The sequence below is a fragment of the Bradyrhizobium barranii subsp. apii genome (assembly GCF_011516635.5).
Taxonomy (GTDB): Bacteria; Pseudomonadota; Alphaproteobacteria; order Rhizobiales; family Xanthobacteraceae; genus Bradyrhizobium; species Bradyrhizobium barranii.
In genome coordinates this window covers 7,321,717-7,345,458 of the sequence record NZ_CP096255.1, presented here as the reverse complement: position 1 = coordinate 7,345,458, position 23,742 = coordinate 7,321,717, and the positions used below count along the sequence as shown (strand labels likewise).

26 protein-coding genes are annotated in these 23,742 nt (G+C 64.8%); 18 read left to right on the top strand and 8 right to left on the bottom strand.

Features of this window, described 5'->3' with window-relative positions; all coding sequences use genetic code 11:
* Nucleotides 1-668 precede the first annotated feature (668 nt).
* From HAP41_RS35270 to HAP41_RS35255, 4 genes are all read left to right on the top strand, one after another.
* Nucleotides 669-1,289, top strand: coding sequence for a TetR/AcrR family transcriptional regulator (locus tag HAP41_RS35270; RefSeq protein WP_166087150.1), 621 nt, complete (start codon nucleotides 669-671; stop codon nucleotides 1,287-1,289).
* Nucleotides 1,290-1,340: 51 nt separating this feature from the next.
* Nucleotides 1,341-2,534, top strand: coding sequence for an MFS transporter (locus HAP41_RS35265; RefSeq protein WP_166087187.1), 1,194 nt, complete (start codon nucleotides 1,341-1,343; stop codon nucleotides 2,532-2,534).
* Between the two features lie 140 nt (nucleotides 2,535-2,674).
* Nucleotides 2,675-3,094: a DUF4118 domain-containing protein gene (locus tag HAP41_RS35260; protein ID WP_166087212.1), complete on the top strand. Its 420-nt coding sequence runs from the start codon at nucleotides 2,675-2,677 to the stop codon at nucleotides 3,092-3,094.
* A gap of 139 nt (nucleotides 3,095-3,233) precedes the next feature.
* The gene (locus HAP41_RS35255; protein WP_014497279.1) at nucleotides 3,234-3,434 is read left to right on the top strand and encodes a hypothetical protein; all 201 of its coding nucleotides are present in this window, start codon (nucleotides 3,234-3,236) and stop codon (nucleotides 3,432-3,434) included.
* 83 nt (nucleotides 3,435-3,517) lie between these two features.
* On the opposite strand, the gene HAP41_RS35250 is transcribed toward HAP41_RS35255, so the two are convergent.
* Both HAP41_RS35250 and HAP41_RS35245 read right to left on the bottom strand, forming a co-directional pair.
* The gene (locus HAP41_RS35250) at nucleotides 3,518-5,908 is read right to left on the bottom strand and encodes a TonB-dependent receptor (RefSeq protein WP_166087231.1); all 2,391 of its coding nucleotides are present in this window, start codon (nucleotides 5,906-5,908) and stop codon (nucleotides 3,518-3,520) included.
* A gap of 386 nt (nucleotides 5,909-6,294) precedes the next feature.
* Nucleotides 6,295-7,272: a LysR family transcriptional regulator gene (locus tag HAP41_RS35245; RefSeq protein ID WP_166087234.1), complete on the bottom strand. Its 978-nt coding sequence runs from the start codon at nucleotides 7,270-7,272 to the stop codon at nucleotides 6,295-6,297.
* A gap of 119 nt (nucleotides 7,273-7,391) precedes the next feature.
* Between HAP41_RS35245 and HAP41_RS35240 the strand changes: the two genes are divergently transcribed.
* From HAP41_RS35240 to HAP41_RS35200, 9 genes are all read left to right on the top strand, one after another.
* Nucleotides 7,392-8,429, top strand: a complete 1,038-nt coding sequence (locus HAP41_RS35240; RefSeq protein ID WP_166087251.1) for a class 1 fructose-bisphosphatase — start codon at nucleotides 7,392-7,394, stop codon at nucleotides 8,427-8,429.
* Between the two features lie 12 nt (nucleotides 8,430-8,441).
* Nucleotides 8,442-9,317, top strand: a complete 876-nt coding sequence (locus HAP41_RS35235) for a phosphoribulokinase (RefSeq protein ID WP_166087256.1) — start codon at nucleotides 8,442-8,444, stop codon at nucleotides 9,315-9,317.
* A 16-nt stretch (nucleotides 9,318-9,333) separates the two neighbouring features.
* Nucleotides 9,334-11,355 carry a transketolase gene (gene tkt / locus HAP41_RS35230; RefSeq protein WP_166087275.1) on the top strand — a complete coding sequence of 674 codons (2,022 nt, stop codon included), beginning with the start codon at nucleotides 9,334-9,336 and terminating at the stop codon, nucleotides 11,353-11,355.
* 14 nt (nucleotides 11,356-11,369) lie between these two features.
* A complete protein-coding gene (fba, locus tag HAP41_RS35225; protein WP_063984963.1) occupies nucleotides 11,370-12,455 on the top strand; it encodes a class II fructose-bisphosphate aldolase in 1,086 nt (361 codons plus the stop codon).
* A 31-nt stretch (nucleotides 12,456-12,486) separates the two neighbouring features.
* Nucleotides 12,487-13,947 carry a form I ribulose bisphosphate carboxylase large subunit gene (locus HAP41_RS35220; protein WP_063984962.1) on the top strand — a complete coding sequence of 487 codons (1,461 nt, stop codon included), beginning with the start codon at nucleotides 12,487-12,489 and terminating at the stop codon, nucleotides 13,945-13,947.
* An 11-nt stretch (nucleotides 13,948-13,958) separates the two neighbouring features.
* Nucleotides 13,959-14,366: a ribulose bisphosphate carboxylase small subunit gene (locus HAP41_RS35215; protein WP_063984961.1), complete on the top strand. Its 408-nt coding sequence runs from the start codon at nucleotides 13,959-13,961 to the stop codon at nucleotides 14,364-14,366.
* Between the two features lie 99 nt (nucleotides 14,367-14,465).
* Entirely contained in the window at nucleotides 14,466-15,401 is a 936-nt protein-coding gene (gene cbbX / locus HAP41_RS35210) for a CbbX protein (RefSeq protein ID WP_166087300.1), read from the top strand.
* The gene (gene rpe / locus HAP41_RS35205; protein WP_166087307.1) at nucleotides 15,398-16,135 is read left to right on the top strand and encodes a ribulose-phosphate 3-epimerase; all 738 of its coding nucleotides are present in this window, start codon (nucleotides 15,398-15,400) and stop codon (nucleotides 16,133-16,135) included. The genes cbbX and rpe overlap by 4 nt, the downstream gene beginning before the upstream one ends.
* A gap of 392 nt (nucleotides 16,136-16,527) precedes the next feature.
* A complete protein-coding gene (locus HAP41_RS35200; RefSeq protein WP_028148245.1) occupies nucleotides 16,528-16,740 on the top strand; it encodes a hypothetical protein in 213 nt (70 codons plus the stop codon).
* Between the two features lie 31 nt (nucleotides 16,741-16,771).
* Here HAP41_RS35200 and HAP41_RS35195 read toward each other — a convergent pair whose 3' ends face one another.
* A complete protein-coding gene (locus HAP41_RS35195; RefSeq protein ID WP_166087347.1) occupies nucleotides 16,772-17,608 on the bottom strand; it encodes a universal stress protein in 837 nt (278 codons plus the stop codon).
* A gap of 194 nt (nucleotides 17,609-17,802) precedes the next feature.
* On the opposite strand from HAP41_RS35195, the gene HAP41_RS35190 reads away from it, so the two are divergent.
* Both HAP41_RS35190 and HAP41_RS35185 read left to right on the top strand, forming a co-directional pair.
* A complete protein-coding gene (locus HAP41_RS35190) occupies nucleotides 17,803-19,338 on the top strand; it encodes a Do family serine endopeptidase (protein WP_166087358.1) in 1,536 nt (511 codons plus the stop codon).
* A 271-nt stretch (nucleotides 19,339-19,609) separates the two neighbouring features.
* Entirely contained in the window at nucleotides 19,610-19,972 is a 363-nt protein-coding gene (locus HAP41_RS35185) for a hypothetical protein (RefSeq protein ID WP_028148242.1), read from the top strand.
* 12 nt (nucleotides 19,973-19,984) lie between these two features.
* Here the strand turns inward: HAP41_RS35185 and HAP41_RS35180 are convergent, their stop codons facing one another.
* Entirely contained in the window at nucleotides 19,985-20,284 is a 300-nt protein-coding gene (locus HAP41_RS35180) for a DUF6496 domain-containing protein (RefSeq protein ID WP_166087374.1), read from the bottom strand.
* 72 nt (nucleotides 20,285-20,356) lie between these two features.
* On the bottom strand, nucleotides 20,357-20,551 hold the full coding sequence (locus HAP41_RS35175; protein WP_028148240.1) for a DUF3072 domain-containing protein: 195 nt from the start codon (nucleotides 20,549-20,551) through the stop codon (nucleotides 20,357-20,359).
* A gap of 115 nt (nucleotides 20,552-20,666) precedes the next feature.
* Here HAP41_RS35175 and HAP41_RS35170 point away from each other — a divergent pair, with 115 nt between their 5' ends.
* Together HAP41_RS35170 and HAP41_RS35165 are read left to right on the top strand one after the other, a co-directional pair.
* Complete coding sequence (locus tag HAP41_RS35170) at nucleotides 20,667-20,888, top strand: hypothetical protein (RefSeq protein ID WP_038958668.1); 222 nt, start codon at nucleotides 20,667-20,669, stop codon at nucleotides 20,886-20,888.
* Between the two features lie 18 nt (nucleotides 20,889-20,906).
* Nucleotides 20,907-21,092, top strand: coding sequence for a hypothetical protein (locus tag HAP41_RS35165; RefSeq protein ID WP_166087391.1), 186 nt, complete (start codon nucleotides 20,907-20,909; stop codon nucleotides 21,090-21,092).
* A 99-nt stretch (nucleotides 21,093-21,191) separates the two neighbouring features.
* On the opposite strand, the gene HAP41_RS35160 is transcribed toward HAP41_RS35165, so the two are convergent.
* Nucleotides 21,192-21,437 carry a hypothetical protein gene (locus tag HAP41_RS35160; protein ID WP_063984953.1) on the bottom strand — a complete coding sequence of 82 codons (246 nt, stop codon included), beginning with the start codon at nucleotides 21,435-21,437 and terminating at the stop codon, nucleotides 21,192-21,194.
* 96 nt (nucleotides 21,438-21,533) lie between these two features.
* Complete coding sequence (locus HAP41_RS35155; RefSeq protein WP_166087407.1) at nucleotides 21,534-21,791, bottom strand: hypothetical protein; 258 nt, start codon at nucleotides 21,789-21,791, stop codon at nucleotides 21,534-21,536.
* Between the two features lie 140 nt (nucleotides 21,792-21,931).
* Here HAP41_RS35155 and HAP41_RS35150 point away from each other — a divergent pair, with 140 nt between their 5' ends.
* Nucleotides 21,932-22,153, top strand: a complete 222-nt coding sequence (locus HAP41_RS35150) for a hypothetical protein (protein ID WP_166105592.1) — start codon at nucleotides 21,932-21,934, stop codon at nucleotides 22,151-22,153.
* An 88-nt stretch (nucleotides 22,154-22,241) separates the two neighbouring features.
* Here the strand turns inward: HAP41_RS35150 and HAP41_RS35145 are convergent, their stop codons facing one another.
* A complete protein-coding gene (locus tag HAP41_RS35145; protein WP_166087420.1) occupies nucleotides 22,242-23,732 on the bottom strand; it encodes an HWE histidine kinase domain-containing protein in 1,491 nt (496 codons plus the stop codon).
* Between the last annotated feature and the right edge of the window lie 10 nt (nucleotides 23,733-23,742).

The window sequence follows — 23,742 nt, the reverse complement described above, 5'->3', positions numbered from 1 at the left end:
CGCAAGCGTGAGGGAGGCCAGAAGGAATTCGGCTCCCGGGAGAGCACGGCATAAGCCGTCCGACCACCGCGCAGGGAAGGCCAAGTGATTGGCGCCACCTGTATGCTGCTGTGCGGTTTCCTTGCGCTACCTTTCGCGCAGCGGACCGCGGGTGCGAGGTCAGCACCCGGCCTTCCCTGCGCCCTCTTGGCTTCGAGGGTGGAACGTCAAAGCAAAGCTCGGGCGAGATGCGCCGCGAGAAGGCGAAGGCGTGTCTGCGACAAGGCACTTGCTGTCGTCGCCCGGCTTGACCGGGCGATCCAGTATTCCAGAGACGGCTGTGATTGAGCCGAGAGGCCGCGGCGTACTTCCCTGCTTGCCGCCTACGCTAAAGCTTCGGCGGCCCTGGACCTCAGCCCCGGCGAAGCCTTGGCGTAGCCGGGTCGCGGGGAATGACAGTGGTATTTGGAAGACGACGCCGATGCCTCACACTCCGTCATTGCGAGCGCAGCGAAGCAATCCAGAGCCTTTCCGCGGAGGGATTCTGGATTGCTTCCGCCTTCGCTGAAGCTTCGGCGGACAAGTCGCTACGCTCGCAATGACGATGCGGAGAGAGCGTGCCTTCCATCCATCCCCCATTCACAACTCCGTGCCTTGATTCGGGAACAATCATTCCCTATTATCCCGCAATGCAAAAAGGCGCGCTCCGTCCCCAGCCTGCCGCCCGTCCGCCCGGCCGTCCCCGGGAATTCGACATGGACACCGCGCTCGACCGCGCCGTACGCGTATTTTGCGAGCGGGGCTATCATGCCACCTCGATCGGCGACCTGACCGCCGCCATGCGGCTTGCCACCGGCAGCGTCTACAAGGCGTTTCGCGACAAGCAGGCCGTGTTCCTGGCCGCTTTCGAGCGCTATGCCGCGGTGCGCCGGGAGCAGACCCGCAGCGCGGCCGCGCGCGGCGCCAACGGTCGCGAGCGACTGCGCCATATGTTGCTGTCCTATGTCGAGCACTCCCAGGGAATCGAGGGCCGTCGCGGCTGCATCGTGGTCGGCGGCGCGGTCGAGCTCGCCGCGCTCGATCCTCACGTCCGCGCCCGCGTCAACGCCCAGCTCGAGACCAACGAGGCCTTCATCGCCGGCCTCATTCGCGAGGGCCAGGCCGATGGCTCGATTCCCGCCCATGTTGCGACCGACGACACCGCGCGGCTGATGATCTGCATCACGCAGGGAATGCGTGTTGTCGGCAAGGCGCGCCTGCCGCTCGACGGCGAGCGCCTGGTCGGCGTCGCGATGAAACTGCTCGCCTGAATTTGTGTCCTATTAGGGAATGATCATTCCCGATATCTGGAGTCTGTTGGAATGACGATGAATGCCACGATCGAGACCGCACCCGGGCCGGATGCGGTGTCGCAACGGCTGACCTTCGTGCTTGCCGCGGCCTGCGGCATGGTCGCCGCCAACATCTACTACGCCCAGCCGCTGATCGCCCCGATCAGCGCCGCGCTCGGCCTCTCGCATGCGGCGGCTGGATTGATCGTCACCATGACGCAGATCGGCTACGGCGTGGGGCTTCTCTTCATCGTGCCGCTCGGCGACCTCGTCGAGAACCGCGCGCTGATCTGCTCCGTCATCACGCTCGGCGCCGCGGCGCTTCTGGCCGCCGCGTTCGCCACCCACGCGCTGCCGTTCCTGATCGCCGCGCTGTTCATCGGCCTCGGCTCGGTCGCCGTGCAGATCATCATTCCCTACGCGGCACACCTTGCGCCGGAAGCCATTCGCGGCCGCGTCGTCGGCAATGTCTCGACCGGATTGATGCTGGGCATCATGCTGGCGCGACCGGTGTCGAGCTTTGTCACGGCAGCGCTGTCATGGCACGCGGTGTTCTTCATGTCCGCCGCGCTGATGATCGTGCTCGCGGCGGTGCTGTGGACGACGCTGCCGAAGCGCAAGCCGGTCGCGCGCATGCATTACGGCACGCTGCTGCTGTCGATGCCGCACCTGGCCCGGACCACGCCGCTGCTCCGGCGCCGCGCGCTCTATCAGGCCAGCCTGTTCGGTGCCTTCACCCTGTTCTGGACGGTGGCGCCACTCCAGCTCGCCAGCGAATTCGGCTTCTCCCAGCGCGGCATCGCGCTGTTCGCGCTCGCCGGTGTCGCCGGCGTGTTCGCCGCGCCAATCGCGGGACGGCTCGCCGATCGCGGCCATAGCCGCATCGCGACGCTGGTCGCCATGCTGCTCGCGGCCGCCGGCTTCCTGGTGACCTATGTCGGTGCGGCCGGCTCGACGCTGAATCTCGCCTGCCTGGTCGTGGCCGCGATCGCCATCGATACCGGTGTCCAGGGTAACGTCGTGCTGGGCTTCCGCGCCATCTTCGCGCTCGGGCATGAGCACCGCAGCCGTCTCAACGGCCTCTATATGGCGACGTTCTTCGCCGCCGGCGCTGCCGGCTCTGCGGTCGGCGCCTGGGCCTTCGCGCAAGGCGGCTGGACGCTGGCGTCGGCCATTGGCCTTGCTCTGCCCGTCGCGGGCCTGCTCTATGCGGCGACAGAATAGCGGTACGATCGTGCCCGCGGCCGTTTACCAAGCCCTGGATACGCAGCCCAGCACCGTGCGATTTCCGTCTCGCGGTTTCCCTGCGGCTGTAGTACTTTGGTCGCAAGCGAGCCCGGTTAACGGGCGGCAGGGGGAGGCTGATGAGGCGTGCGGGACTGGTTGGCGTACCGCGGGTACGGCCATGGTCGTGGCAGGCGTTTCTGCTCGGATTTGTCGTCGTCGCCGTGTCGGCCGCGCTTCAAGGCGTCTGCGTCGCGCTCGGCGCAAAGCTCTATTTCGCGGCGTTCCTGCCCAGCCTGTTCGTGCTCGGAATCGTCGCGGGCGCGCCGGCGGCGGTGTTCGCCGCGCTGCTCACCGTTCCGCTGGTGTGGTGGGCGTTCATCCCGCCGTTCTTCCAGTTCATGCCGCTCTCCAGCGCGGGCGCGGATTCCATCAACCTGTTCTGTCTGCTCGCGGTGCTCTTGATCGGCCTTGCCGATCTCTGCCGCGAGACGATGGCAATGATCAGCCGCGGCGGGCTGAAGCCCTCGGGCGAGAGCACGGCAACGAATTCGCAATAAATGCGCTTCGCGCGGAAGCGGCGCGTTGCGCCGGCGCAACAGTCCGGCAACCATCCGCGAGCTTGGTGCGCGCCGCTAACTTTTCGAAAAAGATTTGGCCGCAATTTCTCCCCCGGGAATGACGAGGGAGTTTTTGAACATGAACGGTCACGCCATCTTTGAGAACGTGCGCCGCTATCGCGGCATCGCATCGCTCTATCGCCAGACCGCTGCATTCCGCCCGGGCCAGAGCTGGTCGCTTCTGGAGCAGGCGAGCGAGTGGGAAGCGCGGGCGCTGTCGGAGCTGGAAGCCTATTTCGCCGCGCGCGCGGATTACGCCGCCGTCCAGCGCGCTGCCTGATCGTTAACCATCACAGGTATTCGGATCGATGACGAACGGCGCGAACGACACGCGATGGGACGCAGACGTTCGCGCCATAGCCGTCAGAACCGGTAGCTCGCCTGAACCCTCACGGTGCGGCCCTGGCCGGGCGAGATGTTGTTGTTGCCGTCGGCGGACGCCCAATAGCCGCGGTTGAAGATGTTCTCGACCGTGAGCTGCGCCCGCCAGTTGGCATCGATCGTGGCGTAGACGCCGGCATCGAAGCGCACAAAGCTCGGCAGTCTCACCGTGTCATCCGACGATGCAAAGGAATCGCCGAAATAGATGATGCCGAGCGCGGCGGCCCACATCGGCGTGAACTGGCACTTGTTCCACCAGGCGAACTGATTGTACGGCACGAGCTGCACGCGATTGCCCGGCACCACGGTCGCCGACGTCGCGCTGGTGATCTTCGCATCGGTATAGGCATAACCGAGCGTGGACTGCCACTGGTCGGTGACGTAGCCGACAAGGCTCGCCTCGAAGCCGCGCGTCAGCGTGCTGCCGGAGGGCAGGAAGAAGCCGGGATTGTTGCCGTCGGCGATCGGCTGGTTGGTGCGGTTGAGATTGTAGATCGCGGTCGAGAACAATAGCTTCGGATTGATGTTCCACTTCATCCCGACCTCGGTGTTCTCGAACTTCTGCGGCTGCAGGATCAGCGTGCCATCGTTGAGCGAGGAGAACTGGTCGCCGGAGGCTGGCAAATAGGAGATGCTGTAGGCGGTGTAGACCGACATCGTCTCCATCGGCTTGAGGAGCACAGCCGCTTGCGGCGAGACCAGATTGTCGGTGCGATTGCGGTTGAGGTTGGTGTTCATGTCCAGCGCCGACATCTCGAAGCGGTCGAACCGCGTGCCCACGATGAGCTGGAGCGCGCGCGAGAACTCGATGGTGTCGCGCAGGTAGCCGGACTCGACGTTCAACGCATATTTACTGTTCGAATCCGGTGTCGTGACGCCGTCGGTGTTGGTGCCGGTGAAGTGGTGGACGAAGGTGACCGGCCCGAAATAGGTCGGTGCGAACGGGTTCTGCACGATGGTGTTGGTGCCGTTCGGAAAGACGCCGGTGTTGCGGATGTCGACACCGGTCTGGCGGCCGAACTCGGTACCGAAGCCCACCGTGTGCGCGATCGGCCCGGTCCAGCCCTTGTAGGTGAAGTCGGTCTGGTTGAAGAAATTGTCGCGGTTGGTCGTGTGCTGATAGGCGCCAAGGTTGACCGCGGTGTCGGCTGCGTTGACGGCGCCGGCGAGCGGCCCGCCGGTCGGATAGACGTTCTGGTAGAACTTCTGGTAGTCGGCCGCCATCGCGCCGTTGCGCACCGACAGTCCGTTCTGGAAGTCGTGCTCGATGATCGCCATGCCGGTCTGCACCGTGGCTTGCGCGGTATTGAGGCTGGGGCTGCCGAAGAACGTCTGGAGATTGCCGTTCGGCGCGAACGGCGTCGTCGGATTGAAGCGCGTGACGCCGCCGGGAAGGCCCTGCGAGGGATTGCCGCGATCGGCGGTGCGGCCGTCGTGGTAATATTCGTAGGACAGCTTGATCTTGGTGAAGTCGTCGGGCTTCAGCGTAACGGTCGGGTTGATGCCGTAGCGTTCGAGATGGTTGAAGTCGCGGAACGCATCGCTGCCCTCGTAGAACACGTTCAGCCGGGCGGCGACGTTCTCATTGATGGCTTGTCCTGCATCGAGTGTGACGCGCCGGTCGCCCCACGAGCCCGTCTGCCCCGTCGCCTGGTAGATGCGGGTGCCATCGGCCTCCTTGAGGGGGCGGTTGAGCACGCCGCCGCCGGCGCCGCGGCCGAAGGTCAGGGCGCTCGGGCCCTTCAGCACCTCGATGCTTTGCGCGTTGTACAGGTCGCGGAAATATTGCACGTCGTCACGAAAGCCGTTGACGAAGAAGTTGGCGCTGGAATCGACGCCGCGGATGACGAGCTCGTCGCGATTGCCTTCGCCCTGGTGGACGGCGACGCTCGGGACGTAGCGCGTGACATCGGTCAATCCCTGATAATTCTGGTCGCGGATCTGCTGCTGGGTGATGACGGAAAGCGATTGCGGGATGTTGACGATGGGCGTGTTCGACTTGGTGGCGACGGAGGTGCTGTTGGCGAAGTAGCCGACCGTCCCGGTGCGCGCGTCCTGCGATGGCATGAAGGGCTGTGGCGCGGCGGTCGTCTCCGGCCGCCGTGCCGTTTGCGTCCGGCGGGTCCGCCCGCTGCTCGACCGGCGGGCGGCCGAAGCGGGATTGGTACGGCGCTGTGCTTCCGGCGCGGTCACGGTGACGGATGGAATCGTCACGCTTTGCGCGGGTGTGGATTGCGCAAAGGCCTGCGGACTGGCGAAGAACGCAGCTGACGTCATCAGCGCGGTCAACACGCCTCCGATACCCGAAAAATTGCGCTTGGACATGTAGCTTGCGGCAGACAAAAGCTCTCCCGCGGCGGCGATGTGGCTCATCGCGCCCTCCCTGACTCTTTCAAAACTCGCCCGGATTCCCCATTGCACGGCCGGATGCGGGGCAAGGAGCATCCGTGCACGCGAAGTCACTGTGTGCATGAACAAAGTGACCGTGCGGCCATTCCGCGCAGGATGATTTGAATCGTTCGAAACTTGTCGGGTTCCAGGCGATCACATGTTTCGGCGCGCCGGCAGGATCCGTGGCGACTACGGAGTTATCTCGGCGCCCGCGTGTGCTAGCAACACGCCGATCGAGATCTCCTACGTCGGCCGGGCCAAGCGATGACCACCTTCAACCGCATCTTCACGACGGAGCGTCTGCTCCAGATCATCGTCGTTCTGGCCGTGACGATCGCGATGAAGCTGATGGGGTGAGTATCGGCAGGCTATTGCCCGCCGAACTCGGGCAGGTCGGGCAAATAGTTCGAGCCCTCGGAGCCCAGGAAATCGAACATCGCCTGCGCCGGTGGCAGCAGCACCTTGTCGCTGCGGCGGATCACGTACCATTGCCGGACGATCGGAAGGCCCGCGACATCGAGCACGATGAGACGACCTTCGGCGAGCTCATGCGCCACCGTGTGGGCCGAGATGAAGGCGATGCCGAGCCCGGCGATGACGGCCTGCTTGATGGTCTCGTTGCTGCTCATCTCCATGCCGATGATCGGCTCGAGATCCGATCTCTGGAACATGCCTTCCATCAGCGTGCGCGTCCCTGACCCCGGCTCGCGGGTGAGGAAGGTCTCGTGCACGAGGTCGGTCAGGTTGAGGCCGGAATCCTTCCCCAGCCAGTGCCCCTTGCGCGCGACGATGATGTGCGGATTGCGCCCGAGCTGACGCACGTCGACGCTGACGTCGGCCGGTGGCCGACCCATCACGGCGAAATCGAGATCGTAGCCGTGCATGGCCTCGCGGATCTCCTCGCGATTGCCGATCGTGAGCTTGATCTCGATCTTCGGATGCCGCTTCGAGAACGCCGCGATCGCATGCGGCACGAAGTATTTCGCGGTCGAGACCGCGCCGAGATGCACCGTGCCGCCGGTCCGTCCAGCGAGCAGATCGAGCGCGCCCTGGCAGTCCATGATCGCGGCCTCGACGCGTTCGGCGAGCGCCAGCACCTCCTTGCCAGCCTCCGTCAGCAGCATGCCGTCGCCGGTCCTCTGCACCAGCGGCAGGCCGGCGAGGTCCTGAAGCTGCCGGAGCTGCTGGGTGACGGCAGGCTGGGTCAGGCCGAGCTGGCTCGAGGCCGCGGTGACGCTGCCCTTCGCTGAGAGCGCCGCAAGCGAGCGGAGCTGCCGGATCGTCAGATGCCGGAGCTGGGCCGCCGCATGGCCGGGGCCATTATAAGAAAATTCTTTGGCGCTCATTATAAATAGAAATTTTCCTTATTAAGCCACCCCTGTCAATCTCCTCGTGTTGGGACCGACCGCACCGACCTCCAGCGGGGAGGGAACTGGAAGCGGCGCCTGCAAGGGGATGGACGCAGATGACCGGGCAACTCAGGTTGGACGACCACCTTCAACGGTATTCCGAGACGGCGCCGCATGCGCTGGCCGTGGCAGCCGCAGTCGACGCCATCGCGGCGGCGGCGATAGAGATCGCCGACCTCATCGCCACCGGCGATTTCGCGGACGCATCGGGCCTGACCACGGGCCGCAACAGCGACGGCGATCTCCAGCGCGATCTCGACGTCCAGGCGGATGCGATCCTGCGCCGCTGTCTCAGCAAGCTGCCGATCGCGGCGCTGGCGTCGGAGGAGATGCGCGAACCGCAGATCGGCGACCGCGAGGCAAAAATCTGCGTCGCGATCGATCCGCTCGACGGCTCCTCCAACATCGACATCAACATGACCGTCGGCACGATCTTCTCGATCGTGCCTGCCCCGGATGACCTGGCTCTCGCCTTCCATCAGCGCGGCTCGGCGCAGCTTGCTGCGGGGTTTGTCACCTACGGGCCGCAGACCTCACTGGTGCTGACGCTGGGCGACGGCGTCGACATCTTCACGCTCGACCGCAAGGCAGGCTGCTTCCGCCTCGCGCGCAGCGCCGTGCAGATCTCCGAGGCTTGCGACGAGTTCGCGATCAATGCGTCGAACCGCCGCCACTGGGATACGCCGGTCCGCGCCTTCGTCGACGAATGTCTTGCCGGCGTCGAAGGGCCCGCCAACCACAATTTCAATATGCGCTGGATCGGTTCGCTGGTCGCGGAGGCCTACCGAATCCTCACCCGCGGCGGCGTGTTCCTCTATCCCTCGGACGCGCGCCCCGGCTATGGCGACGGCCGCCTGCGCCTCACCTACGAGGCGCACCCGATGGCCATGATCATCGAACAGGCCGGCGGCTCCGCCACGACCGGGCGCGAGCGCATCCTCGAGCTATCGGCGCAGAGCCTGCACCAGCGCGTGCCGCTGATCATGGGCTCGAGCAACGAGGTGCGGCGCGTCGAGGAACTGCATTGCGATCCGCTGCTGGTCGCCAGCATCTCCGCACCGCTGTTCGCGCGGCGCGGCTTCTTCCGGCTGTGAGCGAGGCGACCCATGTCCAGGAAGCATCCGATCATCTCCATCACCGGCTCCTCCGGCGCCGGCACCACCTCGGTCAAGAAGACGTTCGAGCAGATCTTCTTCCGCGAGAAGGTCAACGCCGTCTACATCGAGGGCGACGCCTTCCATCGCTATGACCGTGCCGAGATGCGCACGCAGATGGCGAATGAGGCCGAACGCGGCAACAAGCATTTCAGCCATTTCAGCCCCGAGACCAACCTGTTCGAGGAGCTGGAGCGTGCCTTCCGCGACTATGGCGAGACCGGCACCGCGACGACGCGGCACTATGTCCACGATGCCGAGGAGTCCGCACTGCACGGTACGGCGCCCGGGACCTTCACCGAATGGGAGCGGCTGCCGGAAAACTCGGACCTGTTGTTCTACGAGGGCCTGCACGGCGCCGTCGTCACCGACAAGGTCAATGTCGCGCGCTACGCCGATCTCAAGATCGGCGTCGTGCCGGTCATCAATCTCGAATGGATCCAGAAGCTGCACCGCGACCGCAGCGCCCGCGGCTATTCGACCGAGGCCGTCACCGACACCATCCTGCGGCGGATGCCCGACTACATCCACTACATCTGCCCGCAATTCACCGAGACCGACATCAACTTCCAGCGCGTGCCGACGGTGGACACCTCAAATCCGTTCATCGCGCGCTGGATCCCGACGCCGGACGAATCGATGGTCGTGATCCGCTTCAAGAATCCGCGCGGCATCGACTTTCCCTATCTGCTGTCGATGCTTCCCCACAGCTGGATGTCCCGCGCGAACTCCATCGTGTGTCCCGGCGCGAAGCTCGATCTGGCGATGCAGCTGATCCTGACGCCGCTGATCATGCAGCTGATCGAGCGCAAGCGAAATCTGAAGTGAACAGGGAGAGAATCCGATGAACATCTCCGTCCACGCCGAAGCCGACATCACGGCAGTCACACACAACGATCTCGCCAACGCAGTCCGTTTCCTCGCGGTCGATGCGATCGAGACCTCGCAGTCCGGCCATCCCGGCCTGCCCATGGGCATGGCCGATGTCGCGACCGTGCTGTTCTCGCGGTTCCTCAAGTTCGACTCCGCGCACCCGAACTGGCCGGATCGCGACCGCTTCGTGCTGTCGGCGGGGCACGGTTCGATGCTGCTCTATGCGCTGCTGCATCTCACCGGCGGCGACGTCAGCCTGGACGACATCAAGGCGTTCCGGCAGTGGGGCTCGAAGACGCCGGGCCATCCGGAATACGGCCACACGCCGGGTGTCGAGACCACGACCGGCCCGCTGGGGCAGGGGATCGCGACCGCGGTCGGCATGGCGCTCGCCGAGCGCATGGCCAATGCACGGCACGGCGACGGCCTGGTCGATCACTTCACCTATGTGATCGCGGGCGACGGCTGCCTGATGGAAGGCATCAGCCAGGAGGCGATCTCGCTCGCCGGTCATCTCCAGCTCGGCCGGCTGATCGTGCTGTTCGACGACAACGGCATCTCCATCGACGGGCCGACCTCGCTGGCCACTTCCGATGATCAGCTCGCGCGCTTTGCGGCGTCCGGCTGGTCGGTCCGCAGTGTCGACGGCCACGACCCCGAAGCGGTTGCGCAGGCGATTGCCGAGGAGCGTGAGAGCGCAAAACCGTCGCTGATCGCCTGCCGCACCATCATCGGCTATGGCGCGCCAGACCGCCAGGGCACCGAGAAGGCGCATGGTGCGCCGCTCGGCACCGAGCAGACGATGGCGGCGCGGCGGACGCTCGGCTGGGACTATCAGCCTTTCGTGGTCCCGATCCCGATCCTCAAGGCATGGCGGATGATCGGACAGCGCGGGCAGGTCGAGCGTCTTGCCTGGCTCGACCGCTACGAATGCGCGACGGCCGCGCAGCGCGAGCTGTTCATCGAGGGCAAGGCCGTTGCCCTGCCGGAGGCCTATGCCCAGGCCTCGGCGAAATTGCGCGAGCGCTTTGCCAGCGAGCGTCCGAAGCTGGCGACGCGGCAAGCCTCGCAGCAGGTGCTCGACGGCATCGCCGGGACAATTCCCGGACTGGTCGGCGGCTCGGCGGACCTGACGCATTCGAACCTCACGCATGCCAAAGCGCAGACTCCGGTGACGCGTGGGACGTTCGCCGGCGGCTACATCCACTACGGCATTCGCGAGCACGGCATGGCCGCCGCGATGAATGGCCTCGCGTTGCATGGCGGATTCATTCCCTATGGCGGCACCTTTCTCGCCTTCTCCGACTACAGCCGGCCGGCGATCCGTCTTGCGGCCTTGATGCGGCTGCGCGTCATCCATGTGATGACCCACGACTCCATCGGTCTTGGCGAGGACGGTCCCACGCATCAGCCCGTCGAGCATCTCGCGGCGCTACGCGTCATCCCGAATCTTCTGGTGTTCCGCCCCGCCGACGCGGTCGAGACGCTGGAAGCCTGGGACTGCGCGCTCGAGGCGGAAGATCGCCCCTCCGTGCTGTGTCTGTCGCGTCAGGCGCTGCCGACATTCCGCAGCGACGTGCGCGGCAGGAACCGTGTCGCGCGCGGCGCTTACCTCATCGTCTCGCCGGACGGCGGTCGCGACGTCACGTTGATGGCGACCGGCTCCGAAGTCTCGATCGCGCTGGAAGCCGCTCGCCTGCTCGCGACGGAACATATCCGCGCCGCCGTGGTCTCCGCGCCATGCTTCGCGCTGTTCGAGGAGCAGCCGGAGGACTACCGCGCCTGCGTGCTCGGCACCGCCCCGCGCGTCGGCATCGAGGCCGCAGTCGCCGGCGATTGGCATCGCTGGATCGGCACTGACGGCGAGTTCGTCGGCATGCGCGGCTTTGGCGCCTCTGCGCCGGCGCCCGTGCTCTACCGCGAATTCGGCATCACGCCGCAAAGCGTTGCCGAAGCCGCCCGGCGGACGATCACCCGCGCCGGCAAGCCATAACAGGAGGAACTTTCGTGGCCCGTATCACCCTTCGTCAGCTGCTCGATCACGCCGCCAACCACGGCTACGCGGTGCCGGCGTTCAACATAAACAACATGGAGCAGGGTATTGCGATCATGCAGGCCGCGGCCGAGGTCGATGCGCCCGTGATCATCCAGGCCTCGCGCGGCGCGCGCAGCTATGCCGGCGATCTCATGCTCTCGCACATGATCGACGCGCTGGAGCGGACCTATCCGGACATTCCGCTCTGCATGCACCAGGACCACGGCAATGACGAGGCGACCTGCGCCTCCGCCATCGCCCACGGCTTCACCTCGGTCATGATGGACGGCTCGCTCAAGGCCGACGCCAAGACCGCCGCCGATTACGACTACAATGTCGACATCACCCGCCGCGTCGTCGATCTCGCGCATTGGGTGGGCGCCTCCGTTGAAGGCGAGCTCGGCGTGCTCGGCTCGCTCGAGCATGGCGGCGGCGAGCAGGAGGACGGCCACGGCGTCGAGGGCAAGGTCAGCCACGACCAGCTCCTCACCGATCCCGACCAGGCCGTCGACTTCGTCCGCGCCACCAAGGTCGATGCGCTCGCGATCGCGATGGGCACGTCCCACGGCGCCTACAAGTTCAGCCGCAAGCCTGATGGCGACATCCTGGCGATGCGGGTGGTCGAGGAGATTCACCGCCGCCTGCCGAACACGCATCTCGTGATGCACGGCTCCTCTTCGGTGCCGCAGCCGCTCCAGGACATGTTCAACCAGTTCGGCGGTGAGATGCCGCAGACCTGGGGCGTGCCGGTGGAGGAGATCGTCCGCGGCATCAAGAGCGGTGTGCGAAAGGTCAACATCGACACCGATTGTCGCCTGGCGATGACCGCGGTGTTCCGCAAGGTCGCCGCGCAAACGCGCTCGGAGTTCGATCCGCGCAAATTCCTCAAGCCTGCGATGGATGCGATGCGCGAGCTCTGCCGCGATCGCTTCGAGCAGTTCGGCACCGCGGGCCACGCCAGCAAGATCAAGGTCATTCCCTTGAGCGAGATGGCGCGGCGCTATCGCGCCGGCGAGCTCGACCCGCGCATCGGCGCCCGCGAGTCGGTCGCCGCCTAATCATTCAGAGAGAGAAGAGCAGGAGAGAGCCATGAATGCACACGCAGGAACCGTCCGGGGCAAAGAGCGCTATCGATCGGGTACGATGGAATACGCGCGCATGGGCTATTGGGAGCCCGACTACACGCCGAAAGACACCGATGTCATCGCGCTGTTCCGCGTGACGCCGCAGGAGGGCGTGGACCCCATCGAGGCGTCAGCGGCGGTTGCCGGCGAATCCTCGACCGCGACCTGGACGGTGGTGTGGACCGATCGCCTGACCGCTGCGGAGAAGTATCGCGCAAAGTGTTACCGCGTCGATCCGGTGCCCGGCACGCCGGGCTCGTACTTCGCCTACATCGCCTACGACCTCGACCTGTTCGAGCCGGGCTCGATCGCCAACCTCTCGGCCTCGATCATCGGCAACGTCTTCGGCTTCAAGCCGCTGAAGGCGCTGCGCCTGGAGGACATGCGCTTCCCGGTCGCCTATGTGAAGACGTTCCAGGGGCCGGCGACCGGCATCGTGGTCGAGCGGGAGCGGCTCGACAAGTTCGGCCGGCCGTTGCTGGGCGCGACGGTGAAGCCCAAGCTCGGCTTGTCCGGGCGCAACTATGGCCGCGTGGTTTACGAGGCGCTCAAGGGCGGGCTCGACTTCACCAAGGACGACGAGAACATCAACTCGCAGCCCTTCATGCATTGGCGTGACCGCTTCCTCTATTGCATGGAGGCCGTGAATCGCGCGCAGGCTGCCTCCGGCGAGGTGAAGGGCACGTACCTAAACATCACCGCGGGGACGATGGAGGACATGTACGAGCGCGCAGAGTTCGCCAAAGAGCTCGGGTCGTGCATCGTCATGATCGATCTCGTGATCGGCTACACCGCGATCCAGTCCATGGCGAAATGGGCACGGCGCAACGACATGATCCTGCATCTGCATCGCGCCGGTCACTCGACCTATACGCGGCAGAAGAGTCACGGCGTGTCGTTCCGCGTCATCGCGAAGTGGATGCGGCTCGCCGGCGTCGACCACATCCATGCCGGCACGGTGGTCGGCAAGCTCGAAGGCGATCCCAACACCACGCGCGGCTATTACGACGTCTGCCGCGAAGACTTCAACCCGACAAAGCTCGAGCATGGACTGTTCTTCGACCAGTCCTGGGCGAGCCTGAACAAGATGATGCCGGTCGCCTCCGGCGGCATCCATGCCGGCCAGATGCACCAGCTGCTCGATCTCCTCGGCGAGGACGTCGTGCTGCAATTCGGCGGCGGCACCATCGGCCATCCCATGGGCATTGCGGCTGGCGCGATCGCCAACCGTGTGGCGCTCGAAGCGATGATCCTCGCCCGCAACGAGGGGCGCGACTACGTCCATGAGGGTCCGGAGATCCTGGCCAGGGCTGCGGAGACCTGCACGCCGCTGAAGGCCGCGCTCGAGGTCTGGAAGGACGTCAGCTTCAACTATCAATCCACCGACACGCCGGACTTCGTGCCGACCGCGCTGGAAACCGTTTGAGGAGTTCTGACATGAAACTAACCCAAGGCTGCTTCTCGTTCCTGCCTGATCTGACCGACGACCAGATCACCAAGCAGGTGCAGTATTGCCTGGCCAATGGCTGGGCGGTGAATATCGAGTTCACCGACGATCCGCATCCCCGCAACACCTATTGGGAGATGTGGGGCCTGCCGATGTTCGACCTCCAGGACGCCGCCGGCGTGATGATGGAGCTCGCCGAATGCCGCAGGGTTTACGGCGACCGCTACATCCGCATCAGCGGTTTCGACTCCAGCCATGGCTGGGAATCGGTGCGGATCTCGTTCCTCGTCAATCGCCCGCCGCAGGAAGCCGAGTTCGACCTGGTGCGGCAGGAGGTAGGCGGACGTGCGATCCGCTACACCACCGTGCGCCGGCCGGCCGCACACGCGTCGACTTAAGTCGTTCTCCTCCGCGCGGAGCACTCCCTGCTCCGTTTCCTTGGCGGACCACTGCTTCGCCGCTCCCCCCGCGGCGAAGCTCTTTTCTTCGAGGTGCCGATGCTTGATGTCCCTCATGCGACGACCGCTGAAACGAGCGAGACCAGTTTCGATCTCCGCAAGGAGGCCGAGGCGGCCGGGATCACCGACACGCTGCAACAGCTCGAGCAGGAGCTGATCGGCCTCGGGCCGGTCAAGAACCGCGTGCGTCAGATCGCGTCACTGCTGCTGATCGAGCGCATCCGCCAGCGTGCGGGACTGGCATCGTCGCCCCCGACACTGCACATGTCGTTCACCGGTAATCCGGGCACGGGCAAGACCACGGTGGCGCTGCGCATGGCAAAGATCCTGCACGGCCTCGGTTTCGTGCGGTGCGGGCAGGTGATCTCGGTGACGCGCGATGATCTCGTCGGCCAGTATATCGGCCATACCGCGCCGAAGACGAAGGAGATCTTGAAGAAGGCGATGGGCGGCGTGTTGTTCATCGACGAGGCCTATTATCTGCACCGGCCTGACAACGAGCGCGATTACGGCCAGGAGGCGATCGAGATCCTGCTCCAGGTGATGGAGAATCAGCGCGAGGACCTCGTCGTGATCCTCGCCGGCTATGGCGAGCGGATGACGAGCTTCTTCGCCTCCAACCCGGGCTTCCGTTCCCGCATCGCACACCACATCGACTTCCCGGACTATGCGGAAGCCGAGCTTCTCGTCATCGCCGAGCTGATGCTGAAGGAGCGTGGATACCGCTTCTCGGCGGCGGCGCGCGGGGCCTTCGAAAAATACATCGCACTGCGCCGGACCCAGCCGTTCTTCTCCAACGCGCGCTCGATCCGCAACGCGGTCGATCGTATCCGCCTCCGCCAGGCCGATCGCCTCGTGTCCGATCTCGACCGCATGCTCGATGTCGCCGATCTCGAGACGATCGATCCGACGGATGTCCTTGCGAGCCGCGTTTTCAGCGGTGGTGCGGACGCGCAGAGGAGTGCGAAGCCATGACGGGAGAAATCCTCATCGCGCCTTCGATCCTGGCCGCCGATTTCGCGCGCCTCGGCGAGGAGATCAGGGCTATTGATGCTGCCGGCGCCGACTGGATCCACTGCGACGTCATGGACGGACATTTCGTGCCGAACATCAGCTTTGGCGCCGACGTCATCAAGGCGATCCGGCCGGCGACGGCGAAGATCTTTGACGTGCATCTGATGATCGCACCGACTGATCCCTATCTGGAGGCGTTCGCAATAGCAGGCGCCGACGTCATCACGGTTCATGCCGAGGCCGGCCCGCATCTGGACCGCTCGCTCCAGGCCATCCGCGCGCTCGGCAAGAAGGCTGGTGTCAGCCTGTGTCCGGCTACACCGGAAGCCGCGATCGAATACGTACTTGATCGTCTCGACCTCGTGCTGGTGATGACGGTCAATCCCGGCTTCGGCGGCCAGTCCTTCCTCGACTCTCAGATCGAGAAGATCAGGCGCATTCGAAGCATGATCGGCGACCGGCCGATCCGGCTCGAGGTCGATGGCGGCATCACGCGCGACAATGCCGCCGCCGTGGCTGCCGCAGGCGCCGACACCCTCGTGGCAGGATCGGCCGTGTTCCGCGGCAAGAGCAGCGCCGATTATGCCGGCAACATCGCCGCCATCCGCGCTGCTGCGGAAGCCGGCAGGGTTCCGAAGCTGCAACATGGTTCGGCGCAGACGATCCGGGCCGGCGAGGCTGCGCTCACCCGGTAGAATACGGCATACAGGCGTGGCAGAGCCGGCGTCGCGCTGGTTGTGCTATGGCGTGCCATTCCGTCCGGGGTTCTACAGGGCACGCTGCACGGCGCAGCGGGCCTTCCGCGCGCGAGAGTTCTGCGCAGAAATGCAAGGCAATCTCATCGGGTGGCCAGAATCGATCGAACGGTATCTTGATCTGATCGGCATCTCCGTCGCGCGCCAGCACTACGCCTGGCCAATGAGTTCCACGTGGAGTCCTCCGATAGGAACCAATGGGGGCCTGCGCGTTTCCCAGACGTTAACCCAGCTTGCGCGGGGCGCTTCGCATGCAGTAAATGTTTTGCATAACCGCCATCGGCCTGACGTAAATCAGGGCAATAAGCTCAGTGAATGCGAGGGAGGGTCTCATGGAGAACGTACGTCGCTACCGGGCCTTGGCGTCTCTCTGTCGTCAGCAGGCGGCCTATCGGCCGCTCCAGAACTGGCAACTCCTTGGCCAAGCCGAACATTTCGAATATCTCGCCGAGATTGCGCTGAAGGCGCATTTCGATGCGTGCAATGCGCAGCCCGAGGACGACGCCATCGCCACCGCGCCATTTGAGACCCCCGCCGCGGCGTGAGCGCGTCGGTCCGTTGCGGATCATCTCTCGATCAATGCGACATCAGCGTCGGGACCGTCATGGCTTCCAGCATGGCGCGGGTGACGCCGCCGAGGAAGCGTTCCTGTAGCCTTGAGTGGCCGTAGCCGCCCATGACCAGGAGATCGAGGCTCTCGTCGGCGGCCAGCGACAGGATAGTCGGCTGGATGTCGGCGCGCGCCGCCGACAGGCTGACCGTGCGGGTCGACAACCCGCGCCGGCCGAGGTGTCTTGCCAGATGGCTTGCCGAGACTTCGTCGGGAACCGCGTCGGCTTCGTTGATCGTGATGATCACGATCTCCTCGGCGCGGGCCAGGAAGGGAGCGGCGTCGCGCATCGCGCGGGCGGCGAGGCGGCTGCCATCCCAGCAGATGCCGATCCGGTCCGCCCTGAATGACCCACGAAAGGTGTAGGGCAGGAACAGCACCGGTCCGCCCGCCTGGAACAGGATCTCGCCGGGCATATCATTGTCGAATAAGCCTTGCTTCGGATCGGGCTGCAGCACGATGCTGAGATCGTGGAGCCGCGCCATCTCGCCGAGCGAGCCGGCTGCGTCCGCCGGGATTGCGCCGAGCGGGTGGCAGGTGCAGGAGATGCCGGCGTTCGTGGCTTCGCTCCGAAATATCGCCAACGCGGCCTCGGCACGCTCCACCGCGCGCTCGCGCTCCATTTCGAACACCGCCGCTACGGCGGCACCGCCATCCAGGACATAGGCAGTGCTGCTCGCGACGTACCCGACGGCGACCGCGTCGACGTGTGCGTTGAGTCTCGCCGCGAGCGAGATCGAGCCGTCGATCACCGCGCTCATCGGGCGCTCGGTCGGGATGTGGACGAGAATGTCTTTGTACATGGCGCGCCTCCGGTGGACATCATCCAGTGGCCGCAGTCTATCACGGCGCACGGGGCCTGCGTTGAGCCGCATCAAATGTGCAGCCCTGATTTTCGCGGTACCTTTGCCAAGATTTAATCGGACGGACGGGACGCCGTAAGGTGACGATGTCCATGTTGGTTGCAAGGCGACTTACCCAACATGGACATTCCGACATGAACGATCACGTCAATTCCGACACCACCACGTCCCGCAAGATCTTGAAGCCGCGCCGGCTTGCGCTGCTGGGCACCGTGGCCGCGCTTGGCGTGGCCGTGCTCGCTGCCTCTCCCGCCTCTTCGCAGTTCGGTCTGAATTCCTTCATCGGGCCGGCCCAGGCGGCGGAAGCCGCCGCGACGCCGCCGGGCTTCGGCGATCTCGTCAGCAAGGTCAAACCCGCCGTCATCTCGGTGCGGGTCAAGATCGACCAGGACAATGACAAGAGCGCGATGCTGCAACAGAACCGGATGGATTCGGACGAGGATTCGCCGTTCGACCAGTTTTCGCGGCAGTTCGGCTTCCGCGGTCCGGGTGGCATGAACGGCATGCCACGCCAGCGCCACCAGATGATCACGGGCGAGGGTTCCGGCTTCTTCATCTCCGCTGACGGCTATGCCGTGACCAACAACCACGTCGTCGATCACGCCGAGTCGGTGCAGGTGACCATGGATGACGGCACGAGCTACACCGCGAAGGTGGTCGGCACCGATCCGAAGACCGATCTCGCGCTGATCAAGGTCGATGGCAAGAGGGACTTCCCGTTCGTTAAATTCTCCGACCAGAAGCCGCGGATCGGTGACTGGGTGGTCGCGGTCGGCAATCCCTTCGGCCTCGGCGGCACCGTGACCGCCGGCATCGTCTCGGCCAACGGTCGCGACATCGGCAACGGTCCCTATGACGACTTCATCCAGATCGACGCGCCGATCAACAAGGGCAATTCCGGCGGTCCGGCCTTCGACATGAACGGCAATGTGATCGGCGTGAACACCGCGATCTTCTCGCCCTCCGGCGGTTCGGTCGGTATCGGCTTCGACATTCCGGCTTCGACCGCGAAGCTGGTCGTCGCGCAGTTGAAGGACAAGGGCTCGGTCACCCGCGGCTGGCTCGGCGTGCAGGTGCAGCCGGTGAGCGCCGAGATCGCCGACAGCCTCGGCCTCAAGGAGGCGCGCGGCGCGATCGTGGACAATCCGCAGGACGGCAGCCCCGCGGCGAAGGCCGGCATCGAGGCGGGCGACGTCATCACCGCCGTCAACGGTACCGCGATCAAGGACTCCCGCGATCTCGCCCGCACCATTGCCACCCTGGCGCCGGGCACGTCCGTGAAGCTCGACGTCTTCCACAAAGGCGCGAGCAAGACGGTGACACTCGCCCTCGGCGAGTTGCCGAACGAGCGGCAGGCCAAGGCCGGCGAGGGCAAGGCGCAGCCGAACACCGGCACGCCGCGCCTCGGTCTCAGCCTGGCGCCGGCAGGCGACGTCCAGGGCGCGGGCCAAAAGGGCGTGGTCGTGACCGAGGTCGATCCGCAGGGACCCGCCGCGCAGCGCGGCATCCAGACCGGCGACGTCATTCTCAATGTCGGTGGCAAGGCCGTTGCCAATGTCGGTGACGTCCGCTCCGAGCTGGCACAGGCCAAATCATCCGGCAAGAACAGCGTGCTGTTGCAGGTGAAGAGCCAGGAAGCGACGCGGTTCGTCGCGGTGCCGCTGGCCTAAGCCTCGCGCTTCCGGCGGTAGACTCAAAAGGCGGCCTGCGGGCCGCCTTTTTCGTGCGCGTCTGGAAGATTCCCACAGGTGCCGATAACATTCTCGTTAACGGCAGCGTTGATGACGGGTTCGTCCGAAAAAGCCGTGTTCGCTCGTCACAGTTCGGAATCACGTGTTGGGCTTTGGCGTCAATGAAGACGCCCAGGCGAATTGCAGGAGTGGAACTTCGAACGCCCGGCCTTCTTGTGGAACCGGTGGTTCGCATTTGATCGGTGCCGACATGGATCGATTGAAGCTCTCGCTGAGGTGTGCGCTGCTTGTGGCGCCGCTTGTCCTGACGACCGGAAGCGCCCTGGGGCGCGACGATGGCCGCTACGCCAACTCGCCCCTGAAACCCTGGTTCGACAGCTTGCGCAGCCATCTCGGGCCCTGCTGCTCGGATGCAGATGGCTTTGCTGTATCCGACCCCGATTGGGAATCGCACGATGGGCACTATCGCGTGCGGCTCGACGGGCAGTGGGTGGACGTGCCTGATGAGGCCGTCATCACCGAGCCAAACCGGGCTGGCCACACCATGGTGTGGCCGGTGAAGACTGCGTTCGGGATTTCGATCCGCTGCTTCATGCCGGGCAGCATGATCTGACCCGGATCGGCGTTACCGCTTGCTGGACTTGCGCTTCGCGGTCTTCTTCGTTGTCTTGGTCGTCTTCCTGGCCGTCTTCTTGGCTGTCTTCTTCTTGGACGTTTTCCGCTTCGACGCCTTCTTCGGGACCTTCTTGCCCTTCGCGCGCGCTTCCGACAGGCCGATTGCGATCGCCTGCTTGCGACTCTTCACGCGTCCGCCACGACCGCCGGGGCCGCTTTTCGCGGTGCCCTTCTTATAGCGGCGCATCTCGCGCTCGACATCACCGCCGGCGCTGCGTGAGTAGCGGCGCTTCTTTGCCTTGCGTGCCATCGACTCTCTCCCTTGGCCACGGGAAAGAACCGCATCACTGACCCTACGTTCCAAATGCGCTGGCCGCGCTCCTCAGAAGGAGTTCGCCAACTCGATCTCGTCTTCCAGCGCTCGAATGCGGCGCGCAGCCTCAGTCGAGGACAGAGCTCGATCGTATTGGGTGGGCTGATAGGCCTCCTCGCTCAGACGCTTCAGCCTCAGCCCCTGCGCTCTCGTCATCTGCTCCGTGAGGAAAACCCTGGCGTCGTATTTGCCCTGAACCTGCATCTGGCCTCTCCGTTCTCAAATCGTCACTTGACTATATGTTCTTATTTTGTTCTAACAAGCCATGGACAACAGAATTAATGAAATTCGACGCAAAATCAGCGCCTTGAGGCTCGAGATGGCCGACATCGAGGTGTCTGTGCGCGACCTCGTCGATCGCGACCGCGACTGCACAGAAAAGGCCCTGGCGCAGATGGATCTGCGCCGGAAAATCAACCTGCTGATCGGCGAATGGAAGGCGGCCGGTGGCGGCGATGTCCTGCCTGACGTCCGCGAGCGGGTACGCCTTCGTCCTGCAACGACATCCGGTAGTCCGCTGCGCGTGATCGCGCGCCGCTGAGAATTTTGGGAGCCTGCGGTGGTGGAAGACCCGGACACGTACCGGATTCTAAAACTGCGCGCCGAAATTCTCGAACTCGGCTCCGCCATCCGGCAATTGCAGCGCGAGGGTCTCGACGATGCCGCAGCCCAGCTCCTGATCGCACGCAAACGTGCACAGCTCGAGCATCTCGTGAAGGCGAATGCTGCGGGACGGCCGCTTTAGCGATCTGATGCTGGAAGGATTCCCAATCCAGCTCCAGGCTCCAGCTCAAAGCGAAAGGCCCCGCGTCACCGCGAGGCCTTTGATTGTCGGCGCCGGAGCTCACTTGGTGTTGCTCATGCCGCCCTTGTTGTTCGTCATGGTGCCGCCTTGGTCGGAGCCGGGGCCAGAACCACCTTGACCGGAGGGATCAGCGCCCTTGGAGGACTTGGTGTTGGCGCCCGTGGTCTGCGACGAGGACATCGCGGATCCATGCTTGGCCTTATGCGACTTGGCCTGCACGGCGAATGGAGCGGCGGCGAGGCCAGTTGCCAACATCACGGTAAGAGCGAGCTTGGTGGTTTTCATGCGCGGGAACTCCCTGAGTTGAATTGACGCAGGCAGCCAACCGCCGTTTGCCGCAGGAGTTCCGGACGAAAGCGCCCGCTGCGCGTCACGAGCGCTTCAAAATTCCTTGTCCTCGGCGAGGATGAACACGAGGCCCGTGAGCGTCGCGCCGATCGCGAACGTCGTCACCAGTGTGATGATGAAGACCATGGCGCCCGAATGTCCGCTGTGGCTCAGCAGATTTGCGACGGCCGGATTGAACAGGACGAGGGCGAGACCGAAGACAAGGCCGAGGGCTGCGCCCATCATCGCATGCGTCATCAGCTTGATGACGCCGGTCGGAGAGATGAGGCTCGGCGACTTTTTCCCGCGCATGGAACCGCCTCGCGGTGTGGCATAAAACGCATGCGACGATTGCGGGTTCCATTGTCATGACGATTTTGTCATTCCCCGCTTCATCCGACGTTCATGGCGGTCTTGCGAGGATGAATGCCATCAACACGGGAACCTTCGATATGGGTAAGGTCGTCTTTCTCTATCGCTCGCTGGCCTATCGCAATGCGGCTGCGGACATGCTGCGCAAGGCGCGCAGGCTGCCGCGCGGCGCCGAGCGGAGCGCAGCCCGCCGTTACGCGCGGGCGCTACGCGAGCTTTCGCAAACGGAAGCCTGGCTGGAAGGACGTGTCGCTGACGAACCGCAGGCGATGCAGCGCATGAGGGTCGCCGCGACGCGCTAGAGCATGATCGGTTCTGAGTGAATCAGGGCCGAAGCTTCAGATTCTTCTCTTTCCGCGCGAACCGGGGCCCACTTCGCTCGCAAACGCTCTAGCCTGAAGCCCGCTGAAGGGGTTCGGACGGAGCCGCGTCGAACTTGCTCGCGGCCGACGGCGCTACGGTCTTCCGCGTCAGCGGCACCTCAAGGCGGCACAACAGGCCTTCGGCACGCCAGTTGAATTCCGCCTGTCCGCCGAGTTGCGATTCCACACTGGCAAGCAGGCTCCGCGTGCCGAAGCCACGGGATTTCGGCGTCCTCACCAGCGGACCGCCGGTTTCGTCCCAGGTCAGTGTCAGGTGGTCGTCCTCGACCTGCCAGCCGATCGCGAGCCGCCCCGACCGCGTCGAGAGCGCGCCGTATTTCGCCGAGTTGGTGAAGAGCTCATGCAACGCCAGCGCCAGCGTCTGCGCTGTTGCCGGCGCCAGCTGAACTTCCGGACCGGCCAGCTTGATCTGGCCGCCGAGCGAGTAGGGCGCGAGCTCCTCGTCGATCAGCCTCGAGAGTTCGGCGCCCTGCCAGCTCGACAGCGACAGGATCGTGTGCACACGCGCCAGCGCGTTGATGCGCCCCTCGACGGCGTTGACGTAAGCCTTGACCTCGTCGGCGCGGGTGAGGCGCACGATCGATTGCGCCAGCGCCAGCGCGTTCTTGGCGCGATGATCCACCTCGCGCGCGAGCAGGTTTTGTCTCTCTTCCGCGCGTTTGCGTTCGGTGATGTCCACGGTGACGCCGCTCACGCGCACCACGCGGCCGCCCTGGTCCACCGTCGCGGCCGCCGTGCCGACGCACCAGCGCACCTCGCCATCGGGCCGGCTTACGCGAAACTCGCCTTCATAGGCGTGCGCGCCGGTATTGAACGCGGCAATCGCCTGGCTGAACTGGTCGACGTCATCAGGGTACAGCAGCGCCTGGATGTTGGCCGAGGTGACATTGAAGGTCTCCGGCGTCACGCCGAAGATGCGGTACTGGCCTTCGTCCCACATCCAGTCGCCGTTGACCCAGTCCCAGTCCCAGGATCCCATCTTGCCGGCGGCGATCGCCATGCTGCGCCGCTCCTCGCTCTCGCGCAGCTTCGCGGTGGAATTCTCCAGCTCGGACGTGCGTGCGCGAACGCGGTCCTCGAGCTCCCGGTTCAGCCGTTCGAGCTCGCGCGTCTTGCGGTAGAGTTCGGCAAACACCTTGATCTTGGCGCGCAGCACCTCCGGCACCACAGGCACCGGCACGTAATCGACCGCGCCCATCTCGTAGCCGCGCAACCGGTCGATGTCGCTCACCTGGATCGCGGAGATGAAGATCATCGCGGTCTTCTGGAAGCGCGGATGCTCCCGGATCATCGCGGCCAGCTCGAATCCGTCGAGCTCGGGCATGCAGACGTCGACCAGGATCACCGCGATCTCGGTCTTGAGCAGCACCTCCAGCGCCTCGCGGCCCGATGATGCGATCACGAGGTTCTCGCCGAGTTCCTTCAGGATCACCTCGTAGGCGAGCAGCTTGGCCGGCTGATCGTCGACGAGGAGGATGTTGACCTTTTCGTGGTCCATTCGCGGATCC

What these genes read in the sequence shown, in the direction of transcription:
- HAP41_RS35270 (WP_166087150.1), top strand. Translation starts at nt 669, where the DNA reads ATGCAAAAAGGCGCGCTCCGTCCCCAGCCTGCCGCCCGTCCGCCCGGC.
- HAP41_RS35265 (WP_166087187.1), top strand. Translation starts at nt 1,341, where the DNA reads ATGACGATGAATGCCACGATCGAGACCGCACCCGGGCCGGATGCGGTG.
- HAP41_RS35260 (WP_166087212.1), top strand. Translation starts at nt 2,675, where the DNA reads ATGAGGCGTGCGGGACTGGTTGGCGTACCGCGGGTACGGCCATGGTCG.
- HAP41_RS35255 (WP_014497279.1), top strand. Translation starts at nt 3,234, where the DNA reads ATGAACGGTCACGCCATCTTTGAGAACGTGCGCCGCTATCGCGGCATC.
- HAP41_RS35250 (WP_166087231.1), bottom strand. Translation starts at nt 5,908, where the DNA reads ATGAGCCACATCGCCGCCGCGGGAGAGCTTTTGTCTGCCGCAAGCTAC.
- HAP41_RS35245 (WP_166087234.1), bottom strand. Translation starts at nt 7,272, where the DNA reads ATGAGCGCCAAAGAATTTTCTTATAATGGCCCCGGCCATGCGGCGGCC.
- HAP41_RS35240 (WP_166087251.1), top strand. Translation starts at nt 7,392, where the DNA reads ATGACCGGGCAACTCAGGTTGGACGACCACCTTCAACGGTATTCCGAG.
- HAP41_RS35235 (WP_166087256.1), top strand. Translation starts at nt 8,442, where the DNA reads ATGTCCAGGAAGCATCCGATCATCTCCATCACCGGCTCCTCCGGCGCC.
- tkt (WP_166087275.1), top strand. Translation starts at nt 9,334, where the DNA reads ATGAACATCTCCGTCCACGCCGAAGCCGACATCACGGCAGTCACACAC.
- HAP41_RS35220 (WP_063984962.1), top strand. Translation starts at nt 12,487, where the DNA reads ATGAATGCACACGCAGGAACCGTCCGGGGCAAAGAGCGCTATCGATCG.
- HAP41_RS35215 (WP_063984961.1), top strand. Translation starts at nt 13,959, where the DNA reads ATGAAACTAACCCAAGGCTGCTTCTCGTTCCTGCCTGATCTGACCGAC.
- cbbX (WP_166087300.1), top strand. Translation starts at nt 14,466, where the DNA reads ATGCTTGATGTCCCTCATGCGACGACCGCTGAAACGAGCGAGACCAGT.
- rpe (WP_166087307.1), top strand. Translation starts at nt 15,398, where the DNA reads ATGACGGGAGAAATCCTCATCGCGCCTTCGATCCTGGCCGCCGATTTC.
- HAP41_RS35200 (WP_028148245.1), top strand. Translation starts at nt 16,528, where the DNA reads ATGGAGAACGTACGTCGCTACCGGGCCTTGGCGTCTCTCTGTCGTCAG.
- HAP41_RS35195 (WP_166087347.1), bottom strand. Translation starts at nt 17,608, where the DNA reads ATGTACAAAGACATTCTCGTCCACATCCCGACCGAGCGCCCGATGAGC.
- HAP41_RS35190 (WP_166087358.1), top strand. Translation starts at nt 17,803, where the DNA reads ATGAACGATCACGTCAATTCCGACACCACCACGTCCCGCAAGATCTTG.
- HAP41_RS35185 (WP_028148242.1), top strand. Translation starts at nt 19,610, where the DNA reads ATGGATCGATTGAAGCTCTCGCTGAGGTGTGCGCTGCTTGTGGCGCCG.
- HAP41_RS35180 (WP_166087374.1), bottom strand. Translation starts at nt 20,284, where the DNA reads ATGGCACGCAAGGCAAAGAAGCGCCGCTACTCACGCAGCGCCGGCGGT.
- HAP41_RS35175 (WP_028148240.1), bottom strand. Translation starts at nt 20,551, where the DNA reads ATGCAGGTTCAGGGCAAATACGACGCCAGGGTTTTCCTCACGGAGCAG.
- HAP41_RS35170 (WP_038958668.1), top strand. Translation starts at nt 20,667, where the DNA reads ATGGCCGACATCGAGGTGTCTGTGCGCGACCTCGTCGATCGCGACCGC.
- HAP41_RS35160 (WP_063984953.1), bottom strand. Translation starts at nt 21,437, where the DNA reads ATGAAAACCACCAAGCTCGCTCTTACCGTGATGTTGGCAACTGGCCTC.
- HAP41_RS35155 (WP_166087407.1), bottom strand. Translation starts at nt 21,791, where the DNA reads ATGCGCGGGAAAAAGTCGCCGAGCCTCATCTCTCCGACCGGCGTCATC.
- HAP41_RS35150 (WP_166105592.1), top strand. Translation starts at nt 21,932, where the DNA reads ATGGGTAAGGTCGTCTTTCTCTATCGCTCGCTGGCCTATCGCAATGCG.
- HAP41_RS35145 (WP_166087420.1), bottom strand. Translation starts at nt 23,732, where the DNA reads ATGGACCACGAAAAGGTCAACATCCTCCTCGTCGACGATCAGCCGGCC.